Raw genomic sequence first — 21495 nt, forward strand, 5'->3', positions numbered from 1 at the left:
TATTTTGGGCAAAAATACCCAAAGCCCCAGGCCGGAGTCGAACCGACCAAGCTACCGAGTAGGGTAATTAAATATTTAGTAATTGTTTTTTCTTTGTATTAAATTCATCTTGAGTAATTATGCCTTGATCCAAAAGAGATTTATACTTTGCGATTTTATCAGCAGCATCCATCGTTGAAGTATCAACATTTGACTCAACCGTTTGTTTGGTAATCGTTTTTTGATCATCTTGACTCATTCCTTGAAATTTGTTTTGCAAGAAAGTTTGAGAAACAGTAAGTTTGCCTTGAAGTAAATTAACATTTTGCTGCTTTGCGTTTACTGCAAAATTTTCTTCATTTTTTAAATCAGTAGAAATTAAATGCATATAGGCTACGCTGTCTTTCTCCGTTTTTGTTGTTTCGATTTTCCTTTTTCCAGATGAACCAACAACCGCTCCAACTCCACCAAATAGAGCTCCCCCAATAAGGGATGATCCAGTTTTACCTTTGATTGCCATGCTAGTTTCTATGTTTGGTGTAAAATCAATTGATTCTAAATAAAAACTTTTTTTGGAATTTGATTGAGGGAATGTCAAAACGTGGTCGTTATTGTGTAATTCGATTGATAAATTCAGATTTGGGTTTCCATTTTCATTGAATCCCCATTTTTCAAAATCGCTATCTGTAGGTCGTATTAAAAAAATTGAACCATTTTTCAATGCATTTGCTAGCTTTGCGTCATAGTCTTTTTTTAAATTTAAATTATCAGAGAGGTTATGGTTTTTCTTATATTCTTTGAATTGATCTCTTGAAATGACAACATAGTTTGGTTTATTCCCAATTGGCTCCATATAATATTTTCCCGTTAATAGTGGCGCGTAGAAGGGAAATAGAAGCAACAATACTGTTAAAATCCATAAAGGTGCCACGAAAAGCGAAATAAATGCACAAATAACGCCAACAATAACTACTTTGAAATAAAACGGTGGCATAAATTTAACATAATTAGCTGAGCTATCTAATTTTTGCATAGAATAATCCTCCAAGTCAGCTTTTAACGACGATCAGTTTTTGGTCGTTTATTAGAACATCTTCATTTCCATTTTGACAACTCCAATAATTCTTCCTGGCTTGTCTTCGTTTAACACAATTGGTTCAAAATCAGGATTGTCAGGCATAAGTATTACGCTGTTTTTTGTTTTTTTAATTCGTTTTAACGTGGCCGTTGTATCGTCGTCTAAAAGAACAGCTGCAATCTGACCATTTTCAACGTCTGGTTGGGCACGTACTAGAACATTAGAATCATTCATAATGGTGGGCTCCATACTTTTTCCAATGCATTTTAGAATAAAATAGTCTCCACCTTTGACAAGGTTGTTAGGCAGAAGCATGTGGCCGCTAACGTTTTCAATCGCTGTGATAGGTTCACCACACGCTATTTCGCCAATGATTGGTACGCTAACCATTTCTGATGACGTTATACGTGTTAAATTAGTTGCTTCTGTTGGCGCTTCTAATCCAGCCATTCTAAAAACATCGCTTTCATCTACCCTTAGGCCTTTAGCAATCCGTTTAAGGGTTTGAGGCTTAGGGATATTCCTTTTACCTCGTTCTACTAAAGACCAGTAAGATGGTGAAATTGCTACACCAGTCTCATCTTTGGATTGGTTAGATACTTGTCGCAAGGAAAAGTGCTTGGAATTTCTTATATTTTTAATTTTATTGCCAAATGCACGGCTATCTATTTCAATCATTTTATGCGCTCCTTGTTTAATTAAAGTTTAACAAAGGTATACGCACAAAATTAGTTATTTTTAACTTTTGTTATAGAATCCGTTGACAATAGTTATACAAGATATATAATAAATTGTAAATAGAAGGGAGGCGAAAAAATGAAAACATTCATTAAAGACGAAAATGAGTTTTCAAAAACTGTCATCCGAAATGGAATGAACTATGCTTTATTAGCTAAAAAGGTTGGTATTACTAGACCTTATTTGTCTAACATCGTCCATGGTTCTAGTGTAGGAAGCGTAACTGCTGGTAAAATTGCAAAAGCCTTAAACGCTCATTTTGAGGATATTTTTTTTACTCAATCCGTTGACAAAAATTGTACAAAAAATGAAATAAAGAAGGTGATGTAGTTGAATTCAACTCTATCTGCTGAAGAAAAACAAAACCTTGAAGATACGATTTTGTTCTTCTTAGCAAAAAGCAAATGCACGCTAAGTGAATTTAGATCGATTTCTGAAGATATTCGCCGCTTTTATCTAGACAATGCGCTGTTAGAAAATTTTTTGTCTGAAGACGGACAAAAAAAGGAACTCACGGACGCAACCCGTAAGTTCCCAAAAGCTAGATATGGATTAAGGACTGAAGTTAATCTTGGTCAGCAAAAAGATTAATCAACGTTTTCTCCATCATATCCATCATAAATTGGCGATCACCAGAACTTAAATTGGCTAAAAGCTCATTTAAGTCTTTGCCTTTGATATTGTTAACAGTTCCATGTTCGTCAGCATATTGCTGCATGGCATTTTCAATAGCTTTTGTAATTTGTTCTGATTTCATGTTGTACACCCCCTTTGAGGTGATTATAGCAGACGGTTTTTAAAAAGGAGATTATGTAAATGACAATCATTGAAGCAACAAAGCAAGCAATGGAAAAGAATTGTGGAATGACAAGACCATATCGGGGTCATGTGTTTGGATATGTAAAACCAACCAACGGAAGTTTATCCCATTATATTTTGGTTGGCCTAGATTCTGACGGAAATCTTGATGGACATGCAAACAAATTTTGGAATCCGACTGCGGATGACATTTTGGCAGATAACTGGGAATTATTTGAGGAGGAATAATCATGAAAATTAACTACACGGTAGAAGCAGAAACAGTGGATGAAACAGCAAAAATCTTAGATGAAATTAGAAAACAACAAACGGCTATGGATGAAATCACAGTTAATGTTAACTTCGTGAAAGCTTTGCCCGCGATTGATGTTCTTACTGGGAGAAAATCAGAATCAGTTTCGGGCAAGAACAAAGATTCAATCCAAAACAAAAAAGCCTAGTAACGGTGGTAGCCGTTACTAGACCTAAATGTGCTGATTAGATTGATTCATGTTGCAATCCTACGTACATGCAATCCTTAGAAATTACAGACCAAGAAGCTTTGTCTGCAATTATTCTAATTGATCCAACTGCGCTAAAGGGCTCAAAGTCCTCGATGTTTTTTTCAGAAATTGTTACTTCGTCATCTTGATAACGGACATCGTATTTAACTTCTTTAACATTGCGGACACTAAAGGCTGTTTGTGCCCCATCGCGCAGTAATTCTGCTTTGAATAACATATAATCACCTCCTTCCATAAGGTAATTATATCAAGAAAACGCTTACAAAAGGGGCAACACATGAAAACAATTATCAGGTATTTAAAAACGTATCACATGCTATTTATGAATCCGGCCGAGCATCCGTTCCTTTACGGATTTTATATCGCTCCATTTGGCATTATTGGTACGATTATTGGAGCATTTTTTCTTAGATAAAAAACCCTCTAATCCAATATCCCAAAAGAGAGCCAACAATTCCTGTGATGAATGGCCAAACAACGCTTACACGAAATTCTTTCCACTTCGTTTTGCTTTTTTCTGAAGAGTGATCAGCAACTAGATTGTGTCCCTCGGATGTTATTTCGAACTCTTCGAGATTTTCAACGCCGTTTTCGAAACTAGATAAGACACTTTCTTTTGTATAAGAAATTAAGTCTGCGTGAAATAACTTGCTGGTGCGTTTTCGTACAGAATCTTCAGAATCACCATTCTTTAGTTTGTGCGTGATTTGTCTTAGTGTGAGTTTTCTATTTTTATCAATCAAATTAAGAATTTTCCAATCTAATTTATATAATTTTTCCAATTATTTTCACCTCCATGAGGTGATTATAGCAAGAAAGAATACGCAAACGAGGTATCCAAATGAAAAAAGACTATGAAATTCATGATGCAAAGAATCCGGCAGCAGATATCCAGCTATACCGGAACCACGTGATTAATTATTTTCGGCAGCAGGGATTAACTCCTGCTCAATCAATTGAGGTCATCCGTAGCTTAGATAGTTACTATAACGACGATCGTGGCTATATGAACGTAAAGGACAATTTAGCAAGAAAGGGATGATTTTAATGATTGAGGAAATCATCACGAATAAGATTTTAGATATTCTTCATAACGTCGAAACTAACTACACAGTGAAGCGTTGGCCAGAAGCCATGAACAAGCAAGAGCTATGTAATTATCTTGGTGGCATTGACGCCAAAACGCTCGAAAAGCGTTACACCTGCCAGCCTGATTTTCCTACCGGAGATGAGACTGACGGAGTCCGTAACCGAGTTTGGCATAAGACCCAGGTAGATGAGTGGCTAGCACGTCACACGAAGCCTTACAAAGAAATCATGACACGATGATGAATACTATCGACAAAATCAAACAGTTGAAGCGGTGGCGTCCTGATGTTGAATTGATCAACTGGCATGCGGATGCTATTGATGCTTTTTACTTTGCCGAAAAGCAGCGGCAAAAGATATTGAAAGAAGGTAAGACAGATGGACGAGAAAGAATGTAAGCGACTGATGTATAACTTCCCGACCTATGTATTCCACTTTCTGTGTGGTTTTGCAGTTGGATTAGCGGTTGCATTGACCGCATTGATTTGAGAAAGGACTGAAGAACATGGCAGTAATCACGTTAGAAGATGTATTTTTCTTTATTTCAGGTTTAATTATTGGGGCAATGGCATTTGCCGGTTACTTGGACTGGAGAAAGCATCCGGAATCATTATTTGAAGACGATGATGACATCATCAAAGAAGCTAAGAAAAGAGGGGAACTGTAATGGCAGATTTTGAACGACTACACGCTCAATTAACAACCAAGCCGGTGCTGGATTTTGAATATAACCGTGTTCCTTGCACTATCACCAAAATGCACACTGACGGCTTAAATGGGCCCGTTAGTTGGTTTTTAGGATATGCCTTGGTAGATTCCCCCAAATTCATCAACGTGGATATAGACGACGTTTGCGTGCATGGGGGGGTCACATTCGACAAGCCAGCTGGTAACCACACACATGTAATTGGCTTCGATTGTGCCCATTACGATGACTATACTGGCATGGATTTTGCTGGAACGTCATTTGACCAGCACCATTGGACGCTTGACGAAGTTAAAGAAGAAGCCATCCGAATGGTACAAAGCTACCTGGATTTAGAAGCGAAGGAGTTAAGTAATGAGTGATAAAAAAACGGAACCATTTTTAGAAATTAAAGCTTACTCGGGAGACGCAAAGACAAAAACTTTTGCTTATGCAGAGGTCACAAATAAAGAGGAATATGAATTGGCTCTAAGCATATTAGCCTCTGTTTTAGCCAGTATAGTCGGGAAAGGCGAAGCAAGGATGGGGTCGCTTTCGTTGCTATTCGATGTTTTAGGCATTACGGATGACGACTTTAGCGAGATTAAAAAGCGCATAAAGAAAGCGCACAACAACGGGAAAGGCATTGATGAAGCGTTGAAAATTATCCAAAAATCACAGAATGGGGGTCAAGATGATGAGTGAAAAACCATATTTAAAAGTTATTTGTAGCAATGAAAATCGGATCGTTGAAATAAAAAATGTTTCAACTAAAAACGAAGCAATGAGAATGTGTTCAACAATGTGCCAAGCGGTTTATAAGCTGGCTTCATCTAGCAAAGTTCAGAGAATCATGTTGCAATCAGCATTACTTGATGCGGGAGTTACTCCTGATGAAATAGAGCAGGCCAAAAAAGCCAAAGAATTAGGGGATTTACTTAGCAACGAAGGGGAAAATAACGATGATTAAACACACAAAAAAAGACCGCTTGCACGGCAATGCAAACGGCCTAAATAGTCGACTACTTATCAATTACTTGATTGGTCTTAATTATAACACTAGAAAGCACGCTCCTCAACGCTTCAACAACGCTGAGGACTTGCAAAAACACGTAATTACGAGATTAGTGGGTAGAAATTATGAGTAACGACAAAACACCTGGGTTCTTTACCCAGATACCTGATTATGCACTAAAAAATCCAAACTTAAATTCAACTGACAAAATTGTGTATGGAGAAATCTACACGATGCTGAATACAATGCGGGTCTGCTTTGCTAGTAACGCTCATATTGCGGATGATATCGGGGTCCAGCCTAAAACGGTGTCTAAATCAATCACGAAGCTGGCTAAATTAGGCTTTGTAACAGTGAAATTAGTCTACAAAGAAGGGACTAAGCAGATTGATAAACGTTATATCCAACTGGCTACCCCTATGCCCCAATTAGGGCATACCCCATGCTCTAATAAGAGCATACCCTATGCTCCAAATGGGGTAGACCCTATGCCCCAATTAGGGCAGGTGAGTAAATCATTGAGTAGACCATTGAGTAGATCAGTAAAACCTACTATGTCCGGCTCTGACGAGCAGGACGCCGTGGCTCGTAAAATCCTTAATTTCATGAACAAGACAACCGGGCGCCATTACAAACCAACTGCTACTAACTTAAAACTAATCAAGGCCCGCATGAAAGACGGGTTCACGTTTAATGATTTCAAGACCGTTATTGCAAAAAAAGCTGAGCAGTGGGGACAAGATACAAAAATGCAACAATACCTGAGACCAGCCACATTGTTTGCAGCTTCCAAATTTGAAGGCTACCTCAACGAACAACCGGTCAAGGGAACAAGAGAGACATTACCTAGTTGGATACATGAACCTGACCATCAACGGTCTACTAAGCAAGCTGACCCAAATAATAGGGCACTAATCAAACGAAAACTAGCGAAGCTTAGACAGAAAGGCGAGGTGAAGCAATGAGCAAAAAAGAAATAGAAATTCCAGTAGTTAGTCCGGAATTGGCAAGGTCATTTGAAGTTGCTAAGCACACTATTCAAGGCATAAGAACCATGCTTAACACTGATTTTATGAATATCTTAAAACTCCAGAACGTGGTTCCATGGAAAATAAGCAATTTTTATTTTTACTAGAAAGAATGAGTGTATTGGGATATAAGAGAAAACCCAAAGGAGAAAACGATGAAAACAGTTAAAGAACAGCAAGATGAAATCAGATCACTTCGGCAAATCCTAAATGAAGCACACGAAAACGAGAGAAATGCTAAGCGAGAAAGCAACAAGCAGCACATTTTGCTATCTAAAGCACTTGCAAGAATTGATGATGCTGATGCTGAGTTAAATCCTGCTGGTATTTTTTGGAACAATGAAGCTGGCGAGTACCAAAGCAAAAACTCGCTAACCATTGTTAAATTGCCAACCATTCCAACCTGGATTGAAAGCCAGTTAAAAATGCACAAAAAGGCTGGCGAACCGCACGTTAGTTGTTTTATCAACAACTTATATGCAGACGCCAAAGACAGTTCTCAGAAACGCTACATTGACAAACATATAAAGGCAATTCAACTAGCTTACACGCTGGATCATTATGTAGTTGATGATTGTGCTGACTTTGAGTTTGGAGGTTCGGATAATGACTAAAGAACAATTACTATGCAAAGTCTGCCATACACCGTTTGAATCAATTAGTGATTTAGGCAGTATGCACATCGTCAAAGAACCTCATATTGGCGGTTATAGCTTGTATTCGGGTAGTACTTACTTTGATTCAGACGGTTGTCCATTAGGTAAGGACGATGCGCCAATTTACTACTGCCCGATGTGTGGAAGGAGACTAGACGACAATGACGAAAACTAAAGCGACCCGAGATTTAGAACGTCGGCTTTGGAATTATACTCATTCAGGCCCTGGTAATGCCTTTGCCTGCTTTGAAGTGACGATAGGAGTTTCTGTTTATAACTCGAAAAAGCAAATTGTTGATTTTCTCAGTTACAAAAACAACGATTTTAGAGCTTACGAAATTAAAGTAACGTTAGCCGATCTAAATTCAAAAAACGCATTATCTCTAGTAGGTGATTTTAATTATCTCGTTCTCACAAAAGAGTTATGGGATAAGATTCAAAAAATGAAGCAAAAGCCAGAAGCTTTGTGGTTTGCAGGTGTCATGATTCCAAAAGGCGATGACTCACTTCAATGCGTTCGGAAATCCGGTCATCCCACAGTTACTTTTGGAAAAAAGGCATTACTGATGGAATCAATGGTTCGCAGTATGGACCGTGAACTTAACAAAGTCTATTCAAAGAGAATGTATGACGAGTTGGAGGCTGATAATGAGAACTAAAGGTATTTGGGTTGGCCGTTGGATTATTAGAATCCTAATTGCATTATTATTCTTTGCAATGTCCATATTTATAGGCTGGATTGCTAATTTGATTGTAGATAGAGTTGGATTAATTGGCACTGCTGCTTTTATTGTTATTTCGGCATATGTGCTTTCCCTTATCTTTACCAAGTTATTAGTTGTCTATGAATCTCATCAAAATAGCGTGCTAATTTCAAAGGTTGTTATTGACGATATTTATAGATTCGAAAATTGGGATACGGCTCATGAGTTCATCATTGAAGCTAACAAGCTTTGCAAAAAGAAGCATTTAAAATGTATCACTTATGCAGTTCCTGTTGGCGGGAATACGGACGGCATTGACGTTACGATCCACGTACGTGATGAAAAGGTATCGAAGTAAAGGAGAAGAAACGGATGATTGAAAAGAAAATTGAAGTACCAGTAGTTAGCTTAGAATTAGTGAGAGCATTTCATCAGGGCCTTTCCAGTTCTTCTTTTTCTAAAACCGATATATTAAATCCTAAACTTTATATTTATAAAAAAACACCTGAAATGAAGAAATATGGTTCTGATTATTTAGCTGTTTTGTTGGCAAAAATGATTACAGTTGGATGTGAAGTTGAAAGAATCAAAAAGTATGCAATTCAATTGCCGGATAAAGACAGAGGTGGAGGAATTTGGTATTTAATTCGCAACTGGCTTGGAGGCTGGGACTTAACTTGCAACATAGAAGAGGCTTCAATGACTATGAAAGAAATTGAAGATGATCCAGGATTACGAGAATTCAAGCAGTTTGCAGTGGAAGTAGATGATAACAATGGCTAAAGACCTCATCAAAAGAGTTACGGCTTTGGAAGATAAATGGGCTGTTACGGATGCTAAGGGTCACAAACACGCTTCGTTGTTGTTAGTTCCTGATGATGACCCCGAATTGAAAAAGCTGCAGCAGGAATTCGGACCACAAATTAAGAAACGAGAATATAAATCAAAAATGGTTGGAGCGCTTATGACAACGACGGCCGGTTACTTTTCTCTTTTCACAACAAAGTTTCATTGCTAAAAAGTCTTAAAAGCAATGGTTACAAGACCATTAAATTCACTGATGGATACAAGTTAACTAGCTCCATGAAGTTTGATTGGGGCATGATCGTAAAAGAGAAAAAGTGATGACGGATGAACAACAAAATTGCCCATATTGTCATGGAAATATGCCAAAGTCTATGCCAGATAAACAGGGATACAGCAACAATCTTACAGTTGAGATGCTTGAAAAAGAGCCTTTAATTGTTTGCTGGAGCACTAAAGATTTTGATTTCGGTAAATCTTTAGTCATTTCTGCGGACATCAACTACTGTCCGATGTGCGGGAGAAACCTTAATGGTTAAGATTTCTACACAAGCAATTAGTAACTGGAAGACCAGAGAGAGATCACTAAAGTCCACCTGGAATAAGTATCACGCTAAGAAAATTAGCTATGCAGGAATTGTGTGGGATAGCAAAGCCGAATTGGCTTACTACATGCAGCACATTGAGGGAACTGACCAGAAATGGGACAGACAGAAAAAGTTCACGTTAATCCCGTCTTTCCAAGTTGGAAGCAAGAAAAAAAGAGCCAGGTCTTACAAACCTGACTTTTGCATTTATGACAATGACGGTATCACTTGTTATCATTTCTTAGCCTCCTGAGAATGTTTCTAACCAATTCTTTATCTTCTTCAGGTATCGGTTTACCATCGAACATCATTATTGTTGATAAGTCACCTAAGTCCATAGCTTTGGGTGTTTTAATATCATCTCCCATAAGGTAATCCATCGAAACATTTAAATAATCTGCAACTTTTTTAAGTCTTGCTGAATTAACTGTGTCCTTCCATTGCCTAATACTTCCATTAGAAAACCCTAGTGCTTTTTCAATTTGAGAAATTGGCAAATTTTTAGAATCAGCTACTTCTTTAATTCTTTGATAAATAGTCATTAGTACCACGAACTCATTAAAGTGATTGACGTGAAGGGTCGTAAGATTACGACGGATGCTAGCTTGCGGATGACGTTGTTCGAATACCAATATAAGGTACCAATCACGATTGCTCGGATGAATTATAAGGCCAAGACGTTTGAAGAAGAGGAATTCTAAAATGATTATGAAATATTATCCCTCATGCGACAGCGAAACAATTAGAAGGGCTGCTAGGTTTTCCAAAATTAGTGAAGCGTCAGAATTTATGGATCAACAGATTAAAGCTTGGGAAGCTACTGGTTATCATATTTTACATGCTCAAATAAACAGTGATGTTGAAATGTGGGTCAAGAACTTTTCTGGACATTTCACTGTTGAGTTAGAAGCAGAAAAGAGGACAGATAAATGAACATGGAGGAATACCTATCTTTGCAAAATCAACAGATTAAATATGAAGTTATATTTGATGATTATGCGGATGCTAGTAACTATCTAAAAAGTACAACAGATTATTTTACTGGCAAAGGATACAAAATATATAAAGCTTCTTTAAAAACATCAAAAAATACTAGCATTTTCGTGCCATCCGATGTTTTCAAGCCTTTCTTTGTAGTCAAAATTGAATGCGAAAGGATATTCTGATGTCCCATAGAAGTAGTTTTGAAATAATTGAAGACAGAATTATTCGTAAATACGAAGAAAGTATGTCAAAAAAGAAAAGTGTGTTGGCAGAGGCTGCATTGAAAGGAGAAATTACAGGTGTTCACTGGATTGATTTTGAAGGCGGAAGACTATACGAAATGATTGATTTGGATAAATGTTCAAACGACGAAATAAGGTATCTTAAATCAAACGGCATTCTTTTCAGAGCAGAAATGGATAAAAAAACATCCGATCTGCGTGATATAGATGTCGATAACATTTTGGCTAGAAATTCACGTGATTTCTGATAACTAATCATCAAAACAAAAAGCCCACCGAAAAACGGCAGGCAATGTGAACAAGTGTTTGGTAGTACTTTCTTAGTATATCACATTGTATAAACCGCATTAGGAGGGCTTTGAATGGCTTTAATTCCCGAAATTGATCGTGAAGCAACAATTAAAAAGACCAAGAATTTCTTCAAAAAGGTTTGGCCACGCATTGTACTCCAATCAGGTTTAACTGCAATGTCACTAAGGTCGCCTGAAATAACTGATATGCCCACATCTGCACCAACTGGCAACGCTAACGAAAAACTAATGGTACGGATGCTAGAACGGCAAGACGATGTAAAGAACGTCATCCGTTGTATTAACTCATTAGAAGCTAAGAAAAAAGAAATCATGAGAGCGTCCTATATCGACAACATTCCTAATTGGAAGATTGCCCAGCAACTCGGTTATAGCGAACCTCGTTATTACCAATTAAAAAATGAAGCATTAGTTGACTTTGCGGATGCATCTTCTGTTTATGGATTTAAACTATTAATCGAAAAATCATAGTTTTAGTTTAGTTTTAGTTTAGTTTTTGTAGATTAATTGTAGAGTTTGCTTTTAGTCATCCATGCAATAATTGTTATTGTAAGCGAAGTGTTTAGGAGTACTTCAATTAATGTCATAATTGTCTTTCCTTTAATTGGGTTAAACAATTCTATCCTACTGGCAGGTAACTGCTAACGGTTCATCCCAACAGAAGGATGTGCGGTTCGATTCCGCAAAGCAGTATCGGGTTTATCGCAAAGCCCACATCTCGTAAGAATAAACGTTAGCAGTAAGCCAAAACTAAATTGGACTTTCGTGGGAACTACTACTAAACGTTATAAGCAATCACAGCAATGTGGTTGCTTTTTTTGTACATAAAATTAATGAGGTTAATCAATGCTAAAACTAGATAAATCAAAAATTAGAAAGGGCAAGGCGCTTGGTTTACCTTACATGGGTAGTAAGCGGAAAATTGCTAAACAGATTGTTGAGATTATTAAACAAAACTATCCGCAATATTCAGAAGTCTATGACTTGTTTGGTGGCGGAGGCACAATTACTGCTGAGCTTTTGCTCAATGGCTATAAAGTTCATTACAACGATGCCGATCCATTGGTTGCTAAAGCGTTTGAAAAAGCTCTTACGTTAACGGATGACGAGCTTAAAAGTTTAATCTGTTCGCGTGAAGAGTTTTATCAAATTAAAGACAAGCAAGATAAGACTGCAATTGATAAATTGAAATTACTAATCAATTCTTTTGGAAATCGATGTTCTGCTTATGCAAATGCTGAAAAAGTATCTGATCTAAAATATTCTATTTCTAAATCCATCATCTGCGATTTCAAAAAAGCCTCTCATTACAAAGAACAAGATGCATATAAAAAAGCAAATGTGACATTTCAATTAGATCAAATAACCAGAACTTTAAGAGTTAAAGAATTAAGAAAATTAACAAATTATCTGCATAAATGTATTTTTACATCTAAAGATTTTGAAATGTTCAGTAATCTGAAACATAAATTCATTTATCTTGATCCACCTTACAGTGATTCTGCTGGTTATAAGGATGACATTGAATCAAGGAAGGTTTCTGATGAAAAATATATTGACGTTAGAAATAGATTATTAAAAATGCCACTTGGAGCTGAGATTGAAGAAGACGATTTTGTTTTTAAATTGGGAACTTTTAAAAATAACAAAAATCGCATGTATTACAGAGATGTATTAAATAAATTTAAAATAATTCCATTCTATGATTGGGCGATTAAAATGAGTCAAAACAATATAGTTTTAATATCAAGCTATGAAATCAACGACCCAAGGTTTAAATGTGTTTTTGAGTTTAAATCTGCACATTCTACGCTTAATTCGAATAAATACAATGGTAAACAAAAAGATAAACATGAAAAGTTGTTCATGGCAAATAGCGAGGCAGCAAATGGTTTATAAACGCGATGGAATAACATACTCATGCTATCAGGAATATCAAATCATTTGCCAAATTGACAAAGCAGAAAGGAAGCGAGAGCGTGCCAACTGTAATCGTAAACTGGCTGAACAATCTCATCGGAAGCAATCCAAATAAGAATGGACTAAATCTAATTGGACTGTTGATGACACAGGTTCGAACGTTTCAAGTGACGCCAGCCGATGAACAGTCAGTTGTTGGCCAATGGTTCTTAGCTAGCCAATCTAACCTTAATCAAGCCATCGCTTATCTAACAACTAACGTAGGGAACCCAGCCATCAAAGCTAATCCATCCGCAGTAACTAATAAGAAAGATGGACGGATGAAGTATGCTGGAGAAACTTATCTCGTTGTCCGGAAACAGATGCGCAACTACGAACGAATAAACAGGGCATTAGACGAGTACAACGCTAATCATAGCGAAGAGGATGACGCTCATGCCAAGAGTTAGTCGTTGTCGAGCGGTTGCTTGCAATAAGCTGGTACCTTATCCCAAACACTTCTGTGATAAACACAGGTCACAAGAAGCAGAGTACCAAGCTAAGCAGAACAAGGCACGCAAGCAATACTTCGAACGGTACAACAAGGTTAATCGCAACCGAGACGAACAGACGCACAAGCGTTACAACTTCTATCGTACAAAGCAGTGGGCTGACTTACGTAAGCAAGTGCTGTCTCGAGACTATTACACGTGCCAGTACTGCAAAGCCGATGGCAAGCTGACTCCTAATAGTCGAACAGTCGACCACGTTGTACCAATCGAAGTTGATAGTAATTTGAGAGCAGAGGCAAGCAACCTGGCAACAATCTGTCGTGCCTGCCACAAACTTAAAACAGACTGGGAGCAGAACTATTACGGAACCGGAAAGAACAATCAGCTAAAAATAGTTCCGGAAATAAAAAACATCGAATGCATCAACAAAAAAATGAAAAAAGTAAATTAAAAAAATTACAAACAAACTTGGCGCAAAAATGGAACACCCCCGCCCCCTAATCTCAAACGATGGGGAGCACGCACACGGTCTGCTTTTTGTGTGAGCAACATTTTTAAAAATTTTTTTATAGGGGGGTTCAACCCTGGGAAATCCCAAGGGAAAGGCAACCATCCTTTTAATTTTGCCTAAAAAGTACCCTCTAAATCCACCCCAAAACAGCTTAATTGGAAAGGAGGCGAGAAGATGCCAAAAAATAAGCTGGATTTGCCTGATAATCCACCTGATTATCTTAAAGGGACTGCTCGTTACATGTGGCGCAGGATCGTTCCACTAATCAAAAAGGACCCAGTTGTTAACAACATGGATCGAACGATGGTTGAAGCGTTCTGTGTTAATTATCAAATGATGCGGGATGCTTATGATCACGTTCGTAAAAAAGGTGCAGTGACAGCAGCTTATAAAACGGTCGTTAATCCATTAACTGGTGAGGTTATTTCAGAAGATTTCGTTGGATATAAACGTAATCCCAGCACGCAGATCATCGATTCGACGACTGTGAAGCTTAAACAGCTTGGAAGCGAACTTGGATTAACCCCACAATCGCGTGATGAACTGTTGAAGCTCAAAGGGAACGCTAAAGACAGCAAGGACAAAGGCAAAGCAATGGCTGAATTTTTTGGTAAGAAGTCATGACAGAAAAAGTTGATATTTCCAAAACTAAAGACGTTTTTTCAGCTTATGAACAGCTTGATTTTAGCGACATTCGCGCTCGTTATCGTGATCCAGCCACGGTTTATTGCTTTGACGTTTTAGACCGGAAGATTTTAACTGGCTACGACATTCAGCTCGCCTGTTTTCGTCACTTACGTGATTTACAAATTCAGAATACAGATGAGCTACCGTTCTATTACGACGTCGAGGAAGTGGCCCATTTCTTAAAGTTTGCTTCTATTTGTCCGGAAGCCGAAAGCAAACGGCCAGTCGACTTAATGGATTGGCAAAAGTTCATTCTTAGCATGTTACAAGGATGGCGAAACGCCAGCAATCAGCAGAAACGGTTCTCGAATGCCATTGTTTCAGTGGCACGGCATAACGGTAAAACCTATTTAATGGCCATTGCCCTATGTTATGCGTTCCTAATTGAAAGCTACGGGAAAAACAACTTACAGTTCCTAGTTTCATCGATTGACGCTAAGCAAAGTGCCCAGCTGATGGGTTATGTAAAGGGAACTCTATCGGCGTTATTTACGTCTGATGAAATTCGAGGAATGTCCAATCCTTTCTATCAATACAACGAAGAGATTGGTATTGACATCAAAAGCCTTAGCAGTGGGTCAGACATGATTGTGGCCAAAGAAACCCGCAACCGAATTGTCCGGATTACTTTCAACTCGGGCTCTTATGATGGGTTCCATTTCACGACCGCGATTGGAGACGAATTCGGGGCACCCACAGCAGATGACCATCAGAAGCTAAATTCAATTACTTCCGGACAAGCCCTTAGTGTAGATAATCCTCAATTTATCAGGATAAGTACCGCATATGAAAATCCTAACGTGGAATTTCATCAAACAGAACGGGCTGTCCTAGAATCCGTGGAACGGGATTATAAACGGGACCCCGATTATTACCACTTCTTAGTTTTGAACTGGGCCCAGGATAGTAAAGAAGAAACTTATCAGGAAGAAACGTGGGCTAAATCTAACCCACTAATTAATCTACCAGGGAAAAGTGCTGACTTCATTGAAAGCATCAAGAACAAACGCAGTGAAGCTCTAGTTGGTGGTTCGTTACATCAGTTCGACAACAAGTCGATGAACCGATGGTTACAAACGAGCGATAATTCTTATTTAACCTTAGATGACATTGAAAGAGCCATCGTTGATAACTTTGACATCGTTGGCCGGGAAGTTTATGTAGGCTTTGATGGATCTATTGGTGGTGATAATTCTGCAATTTCATTTGTGTATCCATACATTGATCATGGAGAAAAGAAGTTCCACATCCAACAGTATTCCTGGATTCCCTGGCATGACAATGGGTCGATTGAAGCTAAAGAAAAATCTGATGGATTAGCTTATCGTAAGTTAGCCCAGCAAGGATTCTGTGAGATTGAACCTGATCCGGGGCTCATTGACTATGAGTCCATCTTTAAATGGATTAATGCATTCATTGATGCTAACCAGTTAAAAGTGCTGTTCTTTGGAATTGATAACGCTGCTAAGGGTAGCTATATCGAACAAGCGCTTGTTAACAGTACTGACTATCCTATCATGGCCATTTCTCAGGTACCTTCTGAGTTATCGGACCCAACTCAATGGCTTCGCCGTGAGTTCATTAATCAACGCATCACGATTAAAGATGACCCCGTGTTTCAGAAGAGCTTGCTGAATGCCATCATTCGGGAAACTAGAATGGGTATTCGAATTGATAAAGGATCTCGGCGGATGAGAATTGACCCGGTCGATGCCACGATTGATGCTTGCTATCAGGCAAAGCTACATTTTACTGATTTTGCTTACCAAGACGACATTAACGAGCAAATAAAACGTATGAGTGCGGATGACGTTAATTCTTGGTACTCGGATCCAAACAATGGTTTGGTTTAAAGATTGGAGGTGATTTGATGCTTTTTACAAGAATTTTTGGTGCCATTTGGCGCTATTTTGACGTCCTTTGCTACATTTTGGGAGTTAGTTGCCTAGTTGGCTTCGGCTTCTGTTTTGGACTTAAATGGGGCTTATTAGCCACTGCAATCGCCTTATTCTTTGTCGCCTATCTCAGTGAATTGATAGCCGCCAACAGTAAAGGTGGTGATAATTAATGCCAGTATTTAAAGCTAAGAATGAGTTGAACTTTCAATCAGTGGCCACTGATGACGATATTTTAAACTTCGCTTCGCCAACTGCTGATAGTGGAAGTCCGTATGTTAGCGCTCGTGAGGCTTTGGAGAATTCGGACATTTATAGTTTAATTTTCCAAATTTCTTCTGACCTAGCTAGCGCAAAACTAAAAGCTGACCAGCCACGGGCCCAGGGAATTTTAAATAATCCCAGTTCAACTAGCAACGCACGGGCCTTTTGGCAAAGCATGTTCGCACAAGCGTTACTAGACGGAAATGCCTACGCTTACAGATTTAGAAATATAAATGGGACTGACCAACGATGGGAGTATTTACGACCGTCGCAAGTTAGTCCTTTTTTGTTGGCCGACGGATCCGGACTGATTTATAACCTATCGTTTGATGAACCGGAAATTGGTGTGATGGAAAACGTCCCACAAGCAGACATGATTCACATTCGATTGATGAGTAAGAACGGTGGAATGACTGGGATTAGTCCTTTGACAGCGTTAACCAGTGAAATTGACATCAAGAACAATGTTAATCGGTTAACCCTGAACGCTTTAAAACAATCTGTGACAGCTGGAGGGATTCTAAAGCTTAAGGCCGGGTCAAAATTGAGTCTGGAATTAAAGAAAAAACGGGCTTCCAAGTTTATTAATGATAGCCATAACGGATTGGTAGTGCTTGATGATCTGGAAGATTACCAACCATTAGAAATTAAGTCGAATGTGGCCAACTTGTTAAACCAGGTTAATTGGACTGGAAAACAAATCGCAAAAGTTTACGGGGTTCCGGACAGCGTAATTAATGGAACGGGTGACCAACAGTCATCAATCCAAATGGAAAACAACGCCTACATTAAATCAATTGCCCGTTATGCCAATGCCATCGTTGGGGAATTAAACAACAAGCTATCTGCTAACGTCACGATGGACTTGCGCGAATCAGTTGACCCAACCGGTGATGTTTTTGCGTCGTCGATTGCTGACTTAACTAGCAAAGGGGCTTTGGCTCCAAATCAAGCAACAGCTGTTCTACAACAGGCTGGGTTCATTGGTTTGGACTTACCTGAACCAAAGTATCCACCGAAAGGAGGTGAGAACAATGGCAGAAATTAACGTCTTTGGACCAATTGTCGATGATGAAACAGCAGCTATTTATAACTTTTTTGACGTTGCTTGTGTTTCCCCACAATCAGTTAGTGATCAGCTAAATGAAGTGGAACCCGATGAAGACATTACAGTCAACATCGCTAGTGATGGAGGCATTGCCGAATCAGCACAGAAAATGTACACAGACATATCTTTAGCTGCGCAAACGCACCAAGTGACGTGTCAAATTACGGGCATGGCTGCTAGCGCTGCAACAATCGTAGCAATGGCTTGCCCAGTGATTAACATTAGTCCTTCCGGAATGATGATGATTCACAAAGCCAGCTGCGACTTCGGAAACATCAACGCTGATGATATGGCACAGTACATGAACCAGTTAGATGAAACTGACAAAAGCATTGTGGGATTGTACCAGAAGCGAACGGGACTTGATGAAAACACATTACTCAAAATGATGAGTGACACGACTTTCATGAATGCTCAAACCTGTGTTCAGAAAGGATTTGCTGACGCCATCATGGATTTATCTAGTACCAACAAAAAAACGGCAATGGTGACTAACTCATTAGGTGGCTTTGCCAATGATAAAACCATCAGTCGAATGGCTGAGATTATGAAGCGAGTCCAACCAAATGATCCTCCGGAACCGAAAAATCAAAAACTGAACAGAGTAGAAAGCCTCAAACGAACGTTTGGGGTTTTTTAGTACCCAAAAAAGGAGAATTCAGATGGATAACATTAATAAGTTAAACGACAAATGGCTCACAGAAGGACAAAAGGTTACCGACCTGGCTAGCAAATTAAGTGCTATGGCACTTGATGATAAATCCACGGATGATGACTTTAAAAAATTAACTAATGAGTATAACCAAGCTAAAGCTAAGCGAGACCAAGCTAAGCAAGCTTTGGATATCGCTCGTGCTAACCAAAAGCCTGGGAACGGCGAACCAGGGAACCCAGGGAACGATAACCCGAACCCAATCGAAGACAAACAGGACGAAAAAATGAAGTTTGTTAACAACTTCATCGGCATGGTACGTAACGATCCTAAAGTTCAAAACGCTATGACTTCCAATGCTGATGGAAATGGGAATGCTGGTCTTACAATTCCGTTTGACCAACAAACTCAAATCCACACACTTCGTCGCCAATACGCCAGCTTAGAACCCTACGTGAATGTGGAAAATGTTTCATTACCTGCCGGTTCCCGTGTTTACGAAAAATTCTCTGACATCACGCCATTAGTTGGATTAGACGATGAAATGGGGAAGATTGGTGATAACGACGATCCAGCATTAACGTTGATCAAATACCAAATTAAACGGTATGCAGGAATTTCTACGCTTTCCAACACGATGTTAAACGACACTAAGGAAAACATTTTGTCTTGGTTAAATACTTGGATTGCTCGGAAAGACACGATTACTCGGAACGCTAAAATCCTTGAAGTAATTGGTACACAAGCCAAGAAGCCAACGATGACTAAGTTTGATGATGTTAAGGACGTTATGGAAACGATGTTAGACCCTGCCATTGTTTCGACAGCTTCCATCATTACTAACGTTTCTGGGTTCAACGTGCTTTCTAAAGTTAAGGATGCCAAAGGCCGCTACCTGATTACTCAAGACGTTACCCAACCAACGCAGAAACAAATTGACGGTAAGAACGTCATTGTTATTTCTGATCGGTGGCTGAAAGACAACGCCGGGGCTCACCCATTCATTTACGGTGACTTGAGCCAAGGAATTACCCTATTTGACCGTCAGCAAATGAGCTTGCTTTCTACCAACATTGGTGCTGGTGCATATGAAACTGACACAACTAAGATTCGGGTAATTGACCGGTTCGACGTTCAAGGAACTGATGATGGTGCTTACTTAGTTGGTTCATTCAAGGAAATGGCTGACCAAGTACCTGTTTCTCCAGCCGCAACTGGGAAATAGTCATGATGTATCTGGATACTGATCAGAATTTAGCGGACCTTAAAGACATGTTGCGGATTTTGACGAATGACGATGATAGATTGCTTCGTAGTTATTTACAAACCGCAGAAGTGACCTTACAGACAGCCGTTGGAAAAGACGACGATAAGTTCTACCAAGCGGATGACGTTAAACCGTTATACCAAACGGCTTGCTATGCCTTAGCTGGAACATTGTACACTTACCGGGTTTCAGTGACTGATAGTGTTCAGTACCCAGTTAATGACACTTACAACGCCATCGTTGGAGCGCTTAGGGGACTGTATTTAAACCATGAAAGTAAAGGTGATGCAGATGGTTAGGCATTTGCCTTACAGCGACTTTGCATTCAAGGGTAAATTCTACACGGAAAAGTCAGTTGATAACGACAACACGGGGACTACAACTCGTCAAATGGTTGAACTGTTTCAAGCATGGATTAAGCCCATGAAGCGAACCCGGATGCAGACGTTGACGGCCCTTGGCCAACAATTGGCTGATACAGTTGACGTTATGATTCCGCATAATGACCAAGCTAGCGAAGCCACTTTCGTAAAGTATGATGATCAAGTTTTTCACATTGAAGCCTATAACCCAGACGATAGTTGGGGCTGGGGTGGATATGACGTGTTAACTCTCAAGAAGGTCAGAAAAGAGGTGTAGCAATGGCTGATATTGACGAACAGATGAATGCCTTATTGGGCGCCATTCGTTCCAGTGTTCCGAAAGGTGAAGCCCAGGAGCGTATTACGTATGAAGGTGCCAAGGTCATGGACAAGCACATTGCCCAGGCGGCCCGATCAGAACATTACAATGACGCTAAAATGCATAATCGGAAGCGCTCTAAAGAACGAACTACGAAGCATTTGGCTGATTCAACTATGGTATTCAAAGGTGACATTGATGGAATCCACAATGGAACTTCAACAGCTGCCTTTGCTAATGCTAGAAAATCAGGCATCGACCACGGGCGGGTTGCTCGGTTCCTCAATGATGGGACAGTGAAAATCAAAGCTGACCACTTTGTAGACCGGGCCCGCGAAAAAGCCAAACCGGAAGCTTATTCCGCCATCAAAGCTGCTTACGAAAAGGAGATGGATCACGATGACGGATGACATTGTAATGCCGGTCGTTGCTGCGAAACGTCTACTGAAATCAGCTAACTTTGAATGGATAGACAAGATTGTTCAAACAACGGCCGGATTGGACAATGACGATGCTAAGAATCAGACAACAGCTGTTATTTCTGAAGTTGAGTCTGAACCTTATGAGGACGCTGACAATACATTTAAAAACTGGACTTCTGTCGTAGAGGTCCAGCTTTTTTATGCGCAAAATGCAGATTTTAACTTAATGCGGGCAGAAGTTGACTTAGCTCGATTATTTAACAACAACGATTGGCAAGTGGCTCGTAGTGAGGGCCATGACGTTGATCCGGATACAAATCAAGTGATGAAAACGTTCTACTTTCGTAGAACGTTTTTTGTTTAGAAAAAGGAGAG

The 21495-nt window shown here is 39.3% G+C and carries 43 protein-coding genes; 37 read left to right on the plus strand and 6 right to left on the minus strand.

What is annotated here, in order from left to right:
* Positions 1–67: 67 nt before the first annotated feature.
* Positions 68–1012, minus strand: coding sequence for an SHOCT domain-containing protein (locus tag M3M38_RS07235; protein ID WP_252814075.1), 945 nt, complete (start codon positions 1010–1012; stop codon positions 68–70).
* A 51-nt stretch (positions 1013–1063) separates the two neighbouring features.
* Positions 1064–1735 (minus strand): helix-turn-helix domain-containing protein, encoded by a 672-nt coding sequence (locus M3M38_RS07240; protein ID WP_252814077.1) that lies wholly within the window; start codon positions 1733–1735, stop codon positions 1064–1066.
* 138 nt (positions 1736–1873) lie between these two features.
* Between M3M38_RS07240 and M3M38_RS07245 the strand changes: the two genes are divergently transcribed.
* Both M3M38_RS07245 and M3M38_RS07250 read left to right on the plus strand, forming a co-directional pair.
* Positions 1874–2125: a helix-turn-helix transcriptional regulator gene (locus M3M38_RS07245; RefSeq protein ID WP_252814079.1), complete on the plus strand. Its 252-nt coding sequence runs from the start codon at positions 1874–1876 to the stop codon at positions 2123–2125.
* The gene (locus tag M3M38_RS07250) at positions 2126–2386 is read left to right on the plus strand and encodes a hypothetical protein (RefSeq protein WP_252814080.1); all 261 of its coding nucleotides are present in this window, start codon (positions 2126–2128) and stop codon (positions 2384–2386) included. It abuts the gene before it with no gap.
* Here the strand turns inward: M3M38_RS07250 and M3M38_RS07255 are convergent.
* Positions 2361–2552 (minus strand): hypothetical protein, encoded by a 192-nt coding sequence (locus M3M38_RS07255; protein WP_252814082.1) that lies wholly within the window; start codon positions 2550–2552, stop codon positions 2361–2363. The two genes, M3M38_RS07250 and M3M38_RS07255, sit on opposite strands and share 26 nt — an antisense overlap.
* A gap of 59 nt (positions 2553–2611) precedes the next feature.
* Here M3M38_RS07255 and M3M38_RS07260 point away from each other — a divergent pair, with 59 nt between their 5' ends.
* Both M3M38_RS07260 and M3M38_RS07265 read left to right on the plus strand, forming a co-directional pair.
* Complete coding sequence (locus M3M38_RS07260) at positions 2612–2842, plus strand: DUF2829 domain-containing protein (protein ID WP_252814083.1); 231 nt, start codon at positions 2612–2614, stop codon at positions 2840–2842.
* Positions 2843–2844: 2 nt separating this feature from the next.
* On the plus strand, positions 2845–3054 hold the full coding sequence (locus M3M38_RS07265) for a hypothetical protein (RefSeq protein WP_252814085.1): 210 nt from the start codon (positions 2845–2847) through the stop codon (positions 3052–3054).
* Between the two features lie 37 nt (positions 3055–3091).
* Here the strand turns inward: M3M38_RS07265 and M3M38_RS07270 are convergent, their stop codons facing one another.
* Entirely contained in the window at positions 3092–3334 is a 243-nt protein-coding gene (locus M3M38_RS07270) for an RNA-binding protein (RefSeq protein ID WP_252814087.1), read from the minus strand.
* A gap of 190 nt (positions 3335–3524) precedes the next feature.
* Complete coding sequence (locus M3M38_RS07275; protein ID WP_252814088.1) at positions 3525–3899, minus strand: hypothetical protein; 375 nt, start codon at positions 3897–3899, stop codon at positions 3525–3527.
* A 59-nt stretch (positions 3900–3958) separates the two neighbouring features.
* Between M3M38_RS07275 and M3M38_RS07280 the strand changes: the two genes are divergently transcribed.
* The 16 genes from M3M38_RS07280 to M3M38_RS07510 all read left to right on the plus strand — a co-directional run bounded on the left by M3M38_RS07280 (position 3959) and on the right by M3M38_RS07510 (position 9938).
* Complete coding sequence (locus M3M38_RS07280) at positions 3959–4159, plus strand: hypothetical protein (protein WP_252814089.1); 201 nt, start codon at positions 3959–3961, stop codon at positions 4157–4159.
* Between the two features lie 5 nt (positions 4160–4164).
* Positions 4165–4446, plus strand: coding sequence for a hypothetical protein (locus M3M38_RS07285; RefSeq protein ID WP_252814090.1), 282 nt, complete (start codon positions 4165–4167; stop codon positions 4444–4446).
* A 265-nt stretch (positions 4447–4711) separates the two neighbouring features.
* Positions 4712–4873, plus strand: a complete 162-nt coding sequence (locus M3M38_RS07290) for a hypothetical protein (RefSeq protein WP_252814091.1) — start codon at positions 4712–4714, stop codon at positions 4871–4873.
* The gene (locus M3M38_RS07295; protein ID WP_252814092.1) at positions 4873–5274 is read left to right on the plus strand and encodes a hypothetical protein; all 402 of its coding nucleotides are present in this window, start codon (positions 4873–4875) and stop codon (positions 5272–5274) included. Before M3M38_RS07290 ends, M3M38_RS07295 begins: the two co-directional genes overlap by 1 nt.
* Positions 5267–5596 (plus strand): hypothetical protein, encoded by a 330-nt coding sequence (locus tag M3M38_RS07300; RefSeq protein ID WP_252814094.1) that lies wholly within the window; start codon positions 5267–5269, stop codon positions 5594–5596. The genes M3M38_RS07295 and M3M38_RS07300 overlap by 8 nt, the downstream gene beginning before the upstream one ends.
* Positions 5589–5861 (plus strand): hypothetical protein, encoded by a 273-nt coding sequence (locus tag M3M38_RS07305; protein ID WP_252814095.1) that lies wholly within the window; start codon positions 5589–5591, stop codon positions 5859–5861. The genes M3M38_RS07300 and M3M38_RS07305 overlap by 8 nt, the downstream gene beginning before the upstream one ends.
* A gap of 170 nt (positions 5862–6031) precedes the next feature.
* Entirely contained in the window at positions 6032–6871 is an 840-nt protein-coding gene (locus M3M38_RS07310) for a conserved phage C-terminal domain-containing protein (protein ID WP_252814096.1), read from the plus strand.
* The gene (locus M3M38_RS07315) at positions 6868–7041 is read left to right on the plus strand and encodes a hypothetical protein (RefSeq protein WP_252814097.1); all 174 of its coding nucleotides are present in this window, start codon (positions 6868–6870) and stop codon (positions 7039–7041) included. Before M3M38_RS07310 ends, M3M38_RS07315 begins: the two co-directional genes overlap by 4 nt.
* Positions 7042–7089: 48 nt before the next feature.
* Entirely contained in the window at positions 7090–7548 is a 459-nt protein-coding gene (locus tag M3M38_RS07320; protein ID WP_252814098.1) for a hypothetical protein, read from the plus strand.
* Complete coding sequence (locus M3M38_RS07325; RefSeq protein ID WP_252814099.1) at positions 7541–7765, plus strand: hypothetical protein; 225 nt, start codon at positions 7541–7543, stop codon at positions 7763–7765. The genes M3M38_RS07320 and M3M38_RS07325 overlap by 8 nt, the downstream gene beginning before the upstream one ends.
* Complete coding sequence (locus M3M38_RS07330) at positions 7752–8249, plus strand: hypothetical protein (RefSeq protein WP_252814100.1); 498 nt, start codon at positions 7752–7754, stop codon at positions 8247–8249. Before M3M38_RS07325 ends, M3M38_RS07330 begins: the two co-directional genes overlap by 14 nt.
* A complete protein-coding gene (locus tag M3M38_RS07335; protein WP_252814102.1) occupies positions 8239–8652 on the plus strand; it encodes a hypothetical protein in 414 nt (137 codons plus the stop codon). The genes M3M38_RS07330 and M3M38_RS07335 overlap by 11 nt, the downstream gene beginning before the upstream one ends.
* Positions 8653–8666: 14 nt before the next feature.
* Complete coding sequence (locus M3M38_RS07340; RefSeq protein ID WP_252814103.1) at positions 8667–9077, plus strand: hypothetical protein; 411 nt, start codon at positions 8667–8669, stop codon at positions 9075–9077.
* Between the two features lie 25 nt (positions 9078–9102).
* Positions 9103–9312 carry a hypothetical protein gene (locus tag M3M38_RS07345; RefSeq protein WP_252814104.1) on the plus strand — a complete coding sequence of 70 codons (210 nt, stop codon included), beginning with the start codon at positions 9103–9105 and terminating at the stop codon, positions 9310–9312.
* 106 nt (positions 9313–9418) lie between these two features.
* Entirely contained in the window at positions 9419–9637 is a 219-nt protein-coding gene (locus tag M3M38_RS07350) for a hypothetical protein (protein WP_252814105.1), read from the plus strand.
* Positions 9630–9938 (plus strand): DUF1064 domain-containing protein, encoded by a 309-nt coding sequence (locus tag M3M38_RS07510; RefSeq protein ID WP_420842638.1) that lies wholly within the window; start codon positions 9630–9632, stop codon positions 9936–9938. Before M3M38_RS07350 ends, M3M38_RS07510 begins: the two co-directional genes overlap by 8 nt.
* Here M3M38_RS07510 and M3M38_RS07355 read toward each other — a convergent pair.
* Positions 9910–10227 (minus strand): helix-turn-helix domain-containing protein, encoded by a 318-nt coding sequence (locus M3M38_RS07355; RefSeq protein WP_252814106.1) that lies wholly within the window; start codon positions 10225–10227, stop codon positions 9910–9912. The two genes, M3M38_RS07510 and M3M38_RS07355, sit on opposite strands and share 29 nt — an antisense overlap.
* A gap of 21 nt (positions 10228–10248) precedes the next feature.
* Here M3M38_RS07355 and M3M38_RS07360 point away from each other — a divergent pair, with 21 nt between their 5' ends.
* The 17 genes from M3M38_RS07360 (at position 10249) to M3M38_RS07440 (ending at position 21484) form a co-directional block, all read left to right on the plus strand.
* Complete coding sequence (locus M3M38_RS07360; protein WP_252814107.1) at positions 10249–10386, plus strand: hypothetical protein; 138 nt, start codon at positions 10249–10251, stop codon at positions 10384–10386.
* A 1-nt stretch (position 10387) separates the two neighbouring features.
* Entirely contained in the window at positions 10388–10618 is a 231-nt protein-coding gene (locus M3M38_RS07365; protein WP_252814109.1) for a hypothetical protein, read from the plus strand.
* A gap of 232 nt (positions 10619–10850) precedes the next feature.
* On the plus strand, positions 10851–11159 hold the full coding sequence (locus M3M38_RS07370) for a hypothetical protein (RefSeq protein ID WP_252814110.1): 309 nt from the start codon (positions 10851–10853) through the stop codon (positions 11157–11159).
* Positions 11160–11273: 114 nt separating this feature from the next.
* The gene (locus M3M38_RS07375; protein ID WP_252814112.1) at positions 11274–11693 is read left to right on the plus strand and encodes an ArpU family phage packaging/lysis transcriptional regulator; all 420 of its coding nucleotides are present in this window, start codon (positions 11274–11276) and stop codon (positions 11691–11693) included.
* Between the two features lie 375 nt (positions 11694–12068).
* Positions 12069–13121 carry a DNA adenine methylase gene (locus M3M38_RS07380; RefSeq protein ID WP_252814114.1) on the plus strand — a complete coding sequence of 351 codons (1053 nt, stop codon included), beginning with the start codon at positions 12069–12071 and terminating at the stop codon, positions 13119–13121.
* An 80-nt stretch (positions 13122–13201) separates the two neighbouring features.
* Entirely contained in the window at positions 13202–13591 is a 390-nt protein-coding gene (locus M3M38_RS07385; RefSeq protein WP_252814116.1) for a hypothetical protein, read from the plus strand.
* Positions 13578–14084 (plus strand): HNH endonuclease, encoded by a 507-nt coding sequence (locus tag M3M38_RS07390; RefSeq protein WP_252814118.1) that lies wholly within the window; start codon positions 13578–13580, stop codon positions 14082–14084. Before M3M38_RS07385 ends, M3M38_RS07390 begins: the two co-directional genes overlap by 14 nt.
* Positions 14085–14318: 234 nt before the next feature.
* Positions 14319–14768 carry a phage terminase small subunit P27 family gene (locus M3M38_RS07395; protein WP_252814119.1) on the plus strand — a complete coding sequence of 150 codons (450 nt, stop codon included), beginning with the start codon at positions 14319–14321 and terminating at the stop codon, positions 14766–14768.
* Positions 14765–16684 carry a terminase TerL endonuclease subunit gene (locus tag M3M38_RS07400; protein ID WP_252814120.1) on the plus strand — a complete coding sequence of 640 codons (1920 nt, stop codon included), beginning with the start codon at positions 14765–14767 and terminating at the stop codon, positions 16682–16684. The genes M3M38_RS07395 and M3M38_RS07400 overlap by 4 nt, the downstream gene beginning before the upstream one ends.
* A gap of 17 nt (positions 16685–16701) precedes the next feature.
* Positions 16702–16899, plus strand: a complete 198-nt coding sequence (locus M3M38_RS07405) for a DUF1056 family protein (protein ID WP_252814121.1) — start codon at positions 16702–16704, stop codon at positions 16897–16899.
* Positions 16899–18038: a phage portal protein gene (locus M3M38_RS07410; protein ID WP_252814123.1), complete on the plus strand. Its 1140-nt coding sequence runs from the start codon at positions 16899–16901 to the stop codon at positions 18036–18038. The genes M3M38_RS07405 and M3M38_RS07410 overlap by 1 nt, the downstream gene beginning before the upstream one ends.
* Positions 18025–18738: a head maturation protease, ClpP-related gene (locus M3M38_RS07415; RefSeq protein WP_252814125.1), complete on the plus strand. Its 714-nt coding sequence runs from the start codon at positions 18025–18027 to the stop codon at positions 18736–18738. Before M3M38_RS07410 ends, M3M38_RS07415 begins: the two co-directional genes overlap by 14 nt.
* Positions 18739–18760: 22 nt before the next feature.
* The gene (locus tag M3M38_RS07420) at positions 18761–19975 is read left to right on the plus strand and encodes a phage major capsid protein (protein ID WP_252814127.1); all 1215 of its coding nucleotides are present in this window, start codon (positions 18761–18763) and stop codon (positions 19973–19975) included.
* 2 nt (positions 19976–19977) lie between these two features.
* The gene (locus M3M38_RS07425; protein WP_252814128.1) at positions 19978–20316 is read left to right on the plus strand and encodes a head-tail connector protein; all 339 of its coding nucleotides are present in this window, start codon (positions 19978–19980) and stop codon (positions 20314–20316) included.
* Complete coding sequence (locus M3M38_RS07430; RefSeq protein WP_252814129.1) at positions 20309–20656, plus strand: phage head closure protein; 348 nt, start codon at positions 20309–20311, stop codon at positions 20654–20656. Before M3M38_RS07425 ends, M3M38_RS07430 begins: the two co-directional genes overlap by 8 nt.
* A gap of 2 nt (positions 20657–20658) precedes the next feature.
* Positions 20659–21108 carry a hypothetical protein gene (locus tag M3M38_RS07435; RefSeq protein ID WP_252814130.1) on the plus strand — a complete coding sequence of 150 codons (450 nt, stop codon included), beginning with the start codon at positions 20659–20661 and terminating at the stop codon, positions 21106–21108.
* Entirely contained in the window at positions 21098–21484 is a 387-nt protein-coding gene (locus M3M38_RS07440) for a DUF806 family protein (RefSeq protein WP_252814132.1), read from the plus strand. The genes M3M38_RS07435 and M3M38_RS07440 overlap by 11 nt, the downstream gene beginning before the upstream one ends.
* The last annotated feature ends 11 nt before the right edge of the window (positions 21485–21495 follow it).

Source organism: Fructilactobacillus cliffordii, assembly GCF_024029355.1.
Taxonomy (GTDB): Bacteria; Bacillota; Bacilli; order Lactobacillales; family Lactobacillaceae; genus Fructilactobacillus; species Fructilactobacillus cliffordii.

Excerpts from the sequence above, each read along its gene's own strand:
- M3M38_RS07235 (WP_252814075.1), bottom strand. The coding sequence starts at position 1,012 with ATGCAAAAATTAGATAGCTCAGCTAATTATGTTAAATTTATGCCACCG.
- M3M38_RS07240 (WP_252814077.1), bottom strand. The coding sequence starts at position 1,735 with ATGATTGAAATAGATAGCCGTGCATTTGGCAATAAAATTAAAAATATA.
- M3M38_RS07245 (WP_252814079.1), top strand. The coding sequence starts at position 1,874 with ATGAAAACATTCATTAAAGACGAAAATGAGTTTTCAAAAACTGTCATC.
- M3M38_RS07255 (WP_252814082.1), bottom strand. The coding sequence starts at position 2,552 with ATGAAATCAGAACAAATTACAAAAGCTATTGAAAATGCCATGCAGCAA.
- M3M38_RS07260 (WP_252814083.1), top strand. The coding sequence starts at position 2,612 with ATGACAATCATTGAAGCAACAAAGCAAGCAATGGAAAAGAATTGTGGA.
- M3M38_RS07265 (WP_252814085.1), top strand. The coding sequence starts at position 2,845 with ATGAAAATTAACTACACGGTAGAAGCAGAAACAGTGGATGAAACAGCA.
- M3M38_RS07270 (WP_252814087.1), bottom strand. The coding sequence starts at position 3,334 with ATGTTATTCAAAGCAGAATTACTGCGCGATGGGGCACAAACAGCCTTT.
- M3M38_RS07280 (WP_252814089.1), top strand. The coding sequence starts at position 3,959 with ATGAAAAAAGACTATGAAATTCATGATGCAAAGAATCCGGCAGCAGAT.
- M3M38_RS07285 (WP_252814090.1), top strand. The coding sequence starts at position 4,165 with ATGATTGAGGAAATCATCACGAATAAGATTTTAGATATTCTTCATAAC.
- M3M38_RS07290 (WP_252814091.1), top strand. The coding sequence starts at position 4,712 with ATGGCAGTAATCACGTTAGAAGATGTATTTTTCTTTATTTCAGGTTTA.
- M3M38_RS07295 (WP_252814092.1), top strand. The coding sequence starts at position 4,873 with ATGGCAGATTTTGAACGACTACACGCTCAATTAACAACCAAGCCGGTG.
- M3M38_RS07300 (WP_252814094.1), top strand. The coding sequence starts at position 5,267 with ATGAGTGATAAAAAAACGGAACCATTTTTAGAAATTAAAGCTTACTCG.
- M3M38_RS07305 (WP_252814095.1), top strand. The coding sequence starts at position 5,589 with ATGAGTGAAAAACCATATTTAAAAGTTATTTGTAGCAATGAAAATCGG.
- M3M38_RS07310 (WP_252814096.1), top strand. The coding sequence starts at position 6,032 with ATGAGTAACGACAAAACACCTGGGTTCTTTACCCAGATACCTGATTAT.
- M3M38_RS07315 (WP_252814097.1), top strand. The coding sequence starts at position 6,868 with ATGAGCAAAAAAGAAATAGAAATTCCAGTAGTTAGTCCGGAATTGGCA.
- M3M38_RS07320 (WP_252814098.1), top strand. The coding sequence starts at position 7,090 with ATGAAAACAGTTAAAGAACAGCAAGATGAAATCAGATCACTTCGGCAA.
- M3M38_RS07325 (WP_252814099.1), top strand. The coding sequence starts at position 7,541 with ATGACTAAAGAACAATTACTATGCAAAGTCTGCCATACACCGTTTGAA.
- M3M38_RS07330 (WP_252814100.1), top strand. The coding sequence starts at position 7,752 with ATGACGAAAACTAAAGCGACCCGAGATTTAGAACGTCGGCTTTGGAAT.
- M3M38_RS07335 (WP_252814102.1), top strand. The coding sequence starts at position 8,239 with ATGAGAACTAAAGGTATTTGGGTTGGCCGTTGGATTATTAGAATCCTA.
- M3M38_RS07340 (WP_252814103.1), top strand. The coding sequence starts at position 8,667 with ATGATTGAAAAGAAAATTGAAGTACCAGTAGTTAGCTTAGAATTAGTG.
- M3M38_RS07350 (WP_252814105.1), top strand. The coding sequence starts at position 9,419 with ATGACGGATGAACAACAAAATTGCCCATATTGTCATGGAAATATGCCA.
- M3M38_RS07510 (WP_420842638.1), top strand. The coding sequence starts at position 9,630 with ATGGTTAAGATTTCTACACAAGCAATTAGTAACTGGAAGACCAGAGAG.
- M3M38_RS07355 (WP_252814106.1), bottom strand. The coding sequence starts at position 10,227 with ATGACTATTTATCAAAGAATTAAAGAAGTAGCTGATTCTAAAAATTTG.
- M3M38_RS07365 (WP_252814109.1), top strand. The coding sequence starts at position 10,388 with ATGATTATGAAATATTATCCCTCATGCGACAGCGAAACAATTAGAAGG.
- M3M38_RS07370 (WP_252814110.1), top strand. The coding sequence starts at position 10,851 with ATGTCCCATAGAAGTAGTTTTGAAATAATTGAAGACAGAATTATTCGT.
- M3M38_RS07375 (WP_252814112.1), top strand. The coding sequence starts at position 11,274 with ATGGCTTTAATTCCCGAAATTGATCGTGAAGCAACAATTAAAAAGACC.
- M3M38_RS07380 (WP_252814114.1), top strand. The coding sequence starts at position 12,069 with ATGCTAAAACTAGATAAATCAAAAATTAGAAAGGGCAAGGCGCTTGGT.
- M3M38_RS07390 (WP_252814118.1), top strand. The coding sequence starts at position 13,578 with ATGCCAAGAGTTAGTCGTTGTCGAGCGGTTGCTTGCAATAAGCTGGTA.
- M3M38_RS07395 (WP_252814119.1), top strand. The coding sequence starts at position 14,319 with ATGCCAAAAAATAAGCTGGATTTGCCTGATAATCCACCTGATTATCTT.
- M3M38_RS07400 (WP_252814120.1), top strand. The coding sequence starts at position 14,765 with ATGACAGAAAAAGTTGATATTTCCAAAACTAAAGACGTTTTTTCAGCT.
- M3M38_RS07405 (WP_252814121.1), top strand. The coding sequence starts at position 16,702 with ATGCTTTTTACAAGAATTTTTGGTGCCATTTGGCGCTATTTTGACGTC.
- M3M38_RS07410 (WP_252814123.1), top strand. The coding sequence starts at position 16,899 with ATGCCAGTATTTAAAGCTAAGAATGAGTTGAACTTTCAATCAGTGGCC.
- M3M38_RS07415 (WP_252814125.1), top strand. The coding sequence starts at position 18,025 with ATGGCAGAAATTAACGTCTTTGGACCAATTGTCGATGATGAAACAGCA.
- M3M38_RS07420 (WP_252814127.1), top strand. The coding sequence starts at position 18,761 with ATGGATAACATTAATAAGTTAAACGACAAATGGCTCACAGAAGGACAA.
- M3M38_RS07425 (WP_252814128.1), top strand. The coding sequence starts at position 19,978 with ATGATGTATCTGGATACTGATCAGAATTTAGCGGACCTTAAAGACATG.
- M3M38_RS07430 (WP_252814129.1), top strand. The coding sequence starts at position 20,309 with ATGGTTAGGCATTTGCCTTACAGCGACTTTGCATTCAAGGGTAAATTC.
- M3M38_RS07435 (WP_252814130.1), top strand. The coding sequence starts at position 20,659 with ATGGCTGATATTGACGAACAGATGAATGCCTTATTGGGCGCCATTCGT.
- M3M38_RS07440 (WP_252814132.1), top strand. The coding sequence starts at position 21,098 with ATGACGGATGACATTGTAATGCCGGTCGTTGCTGCGAAACGTCTACTG.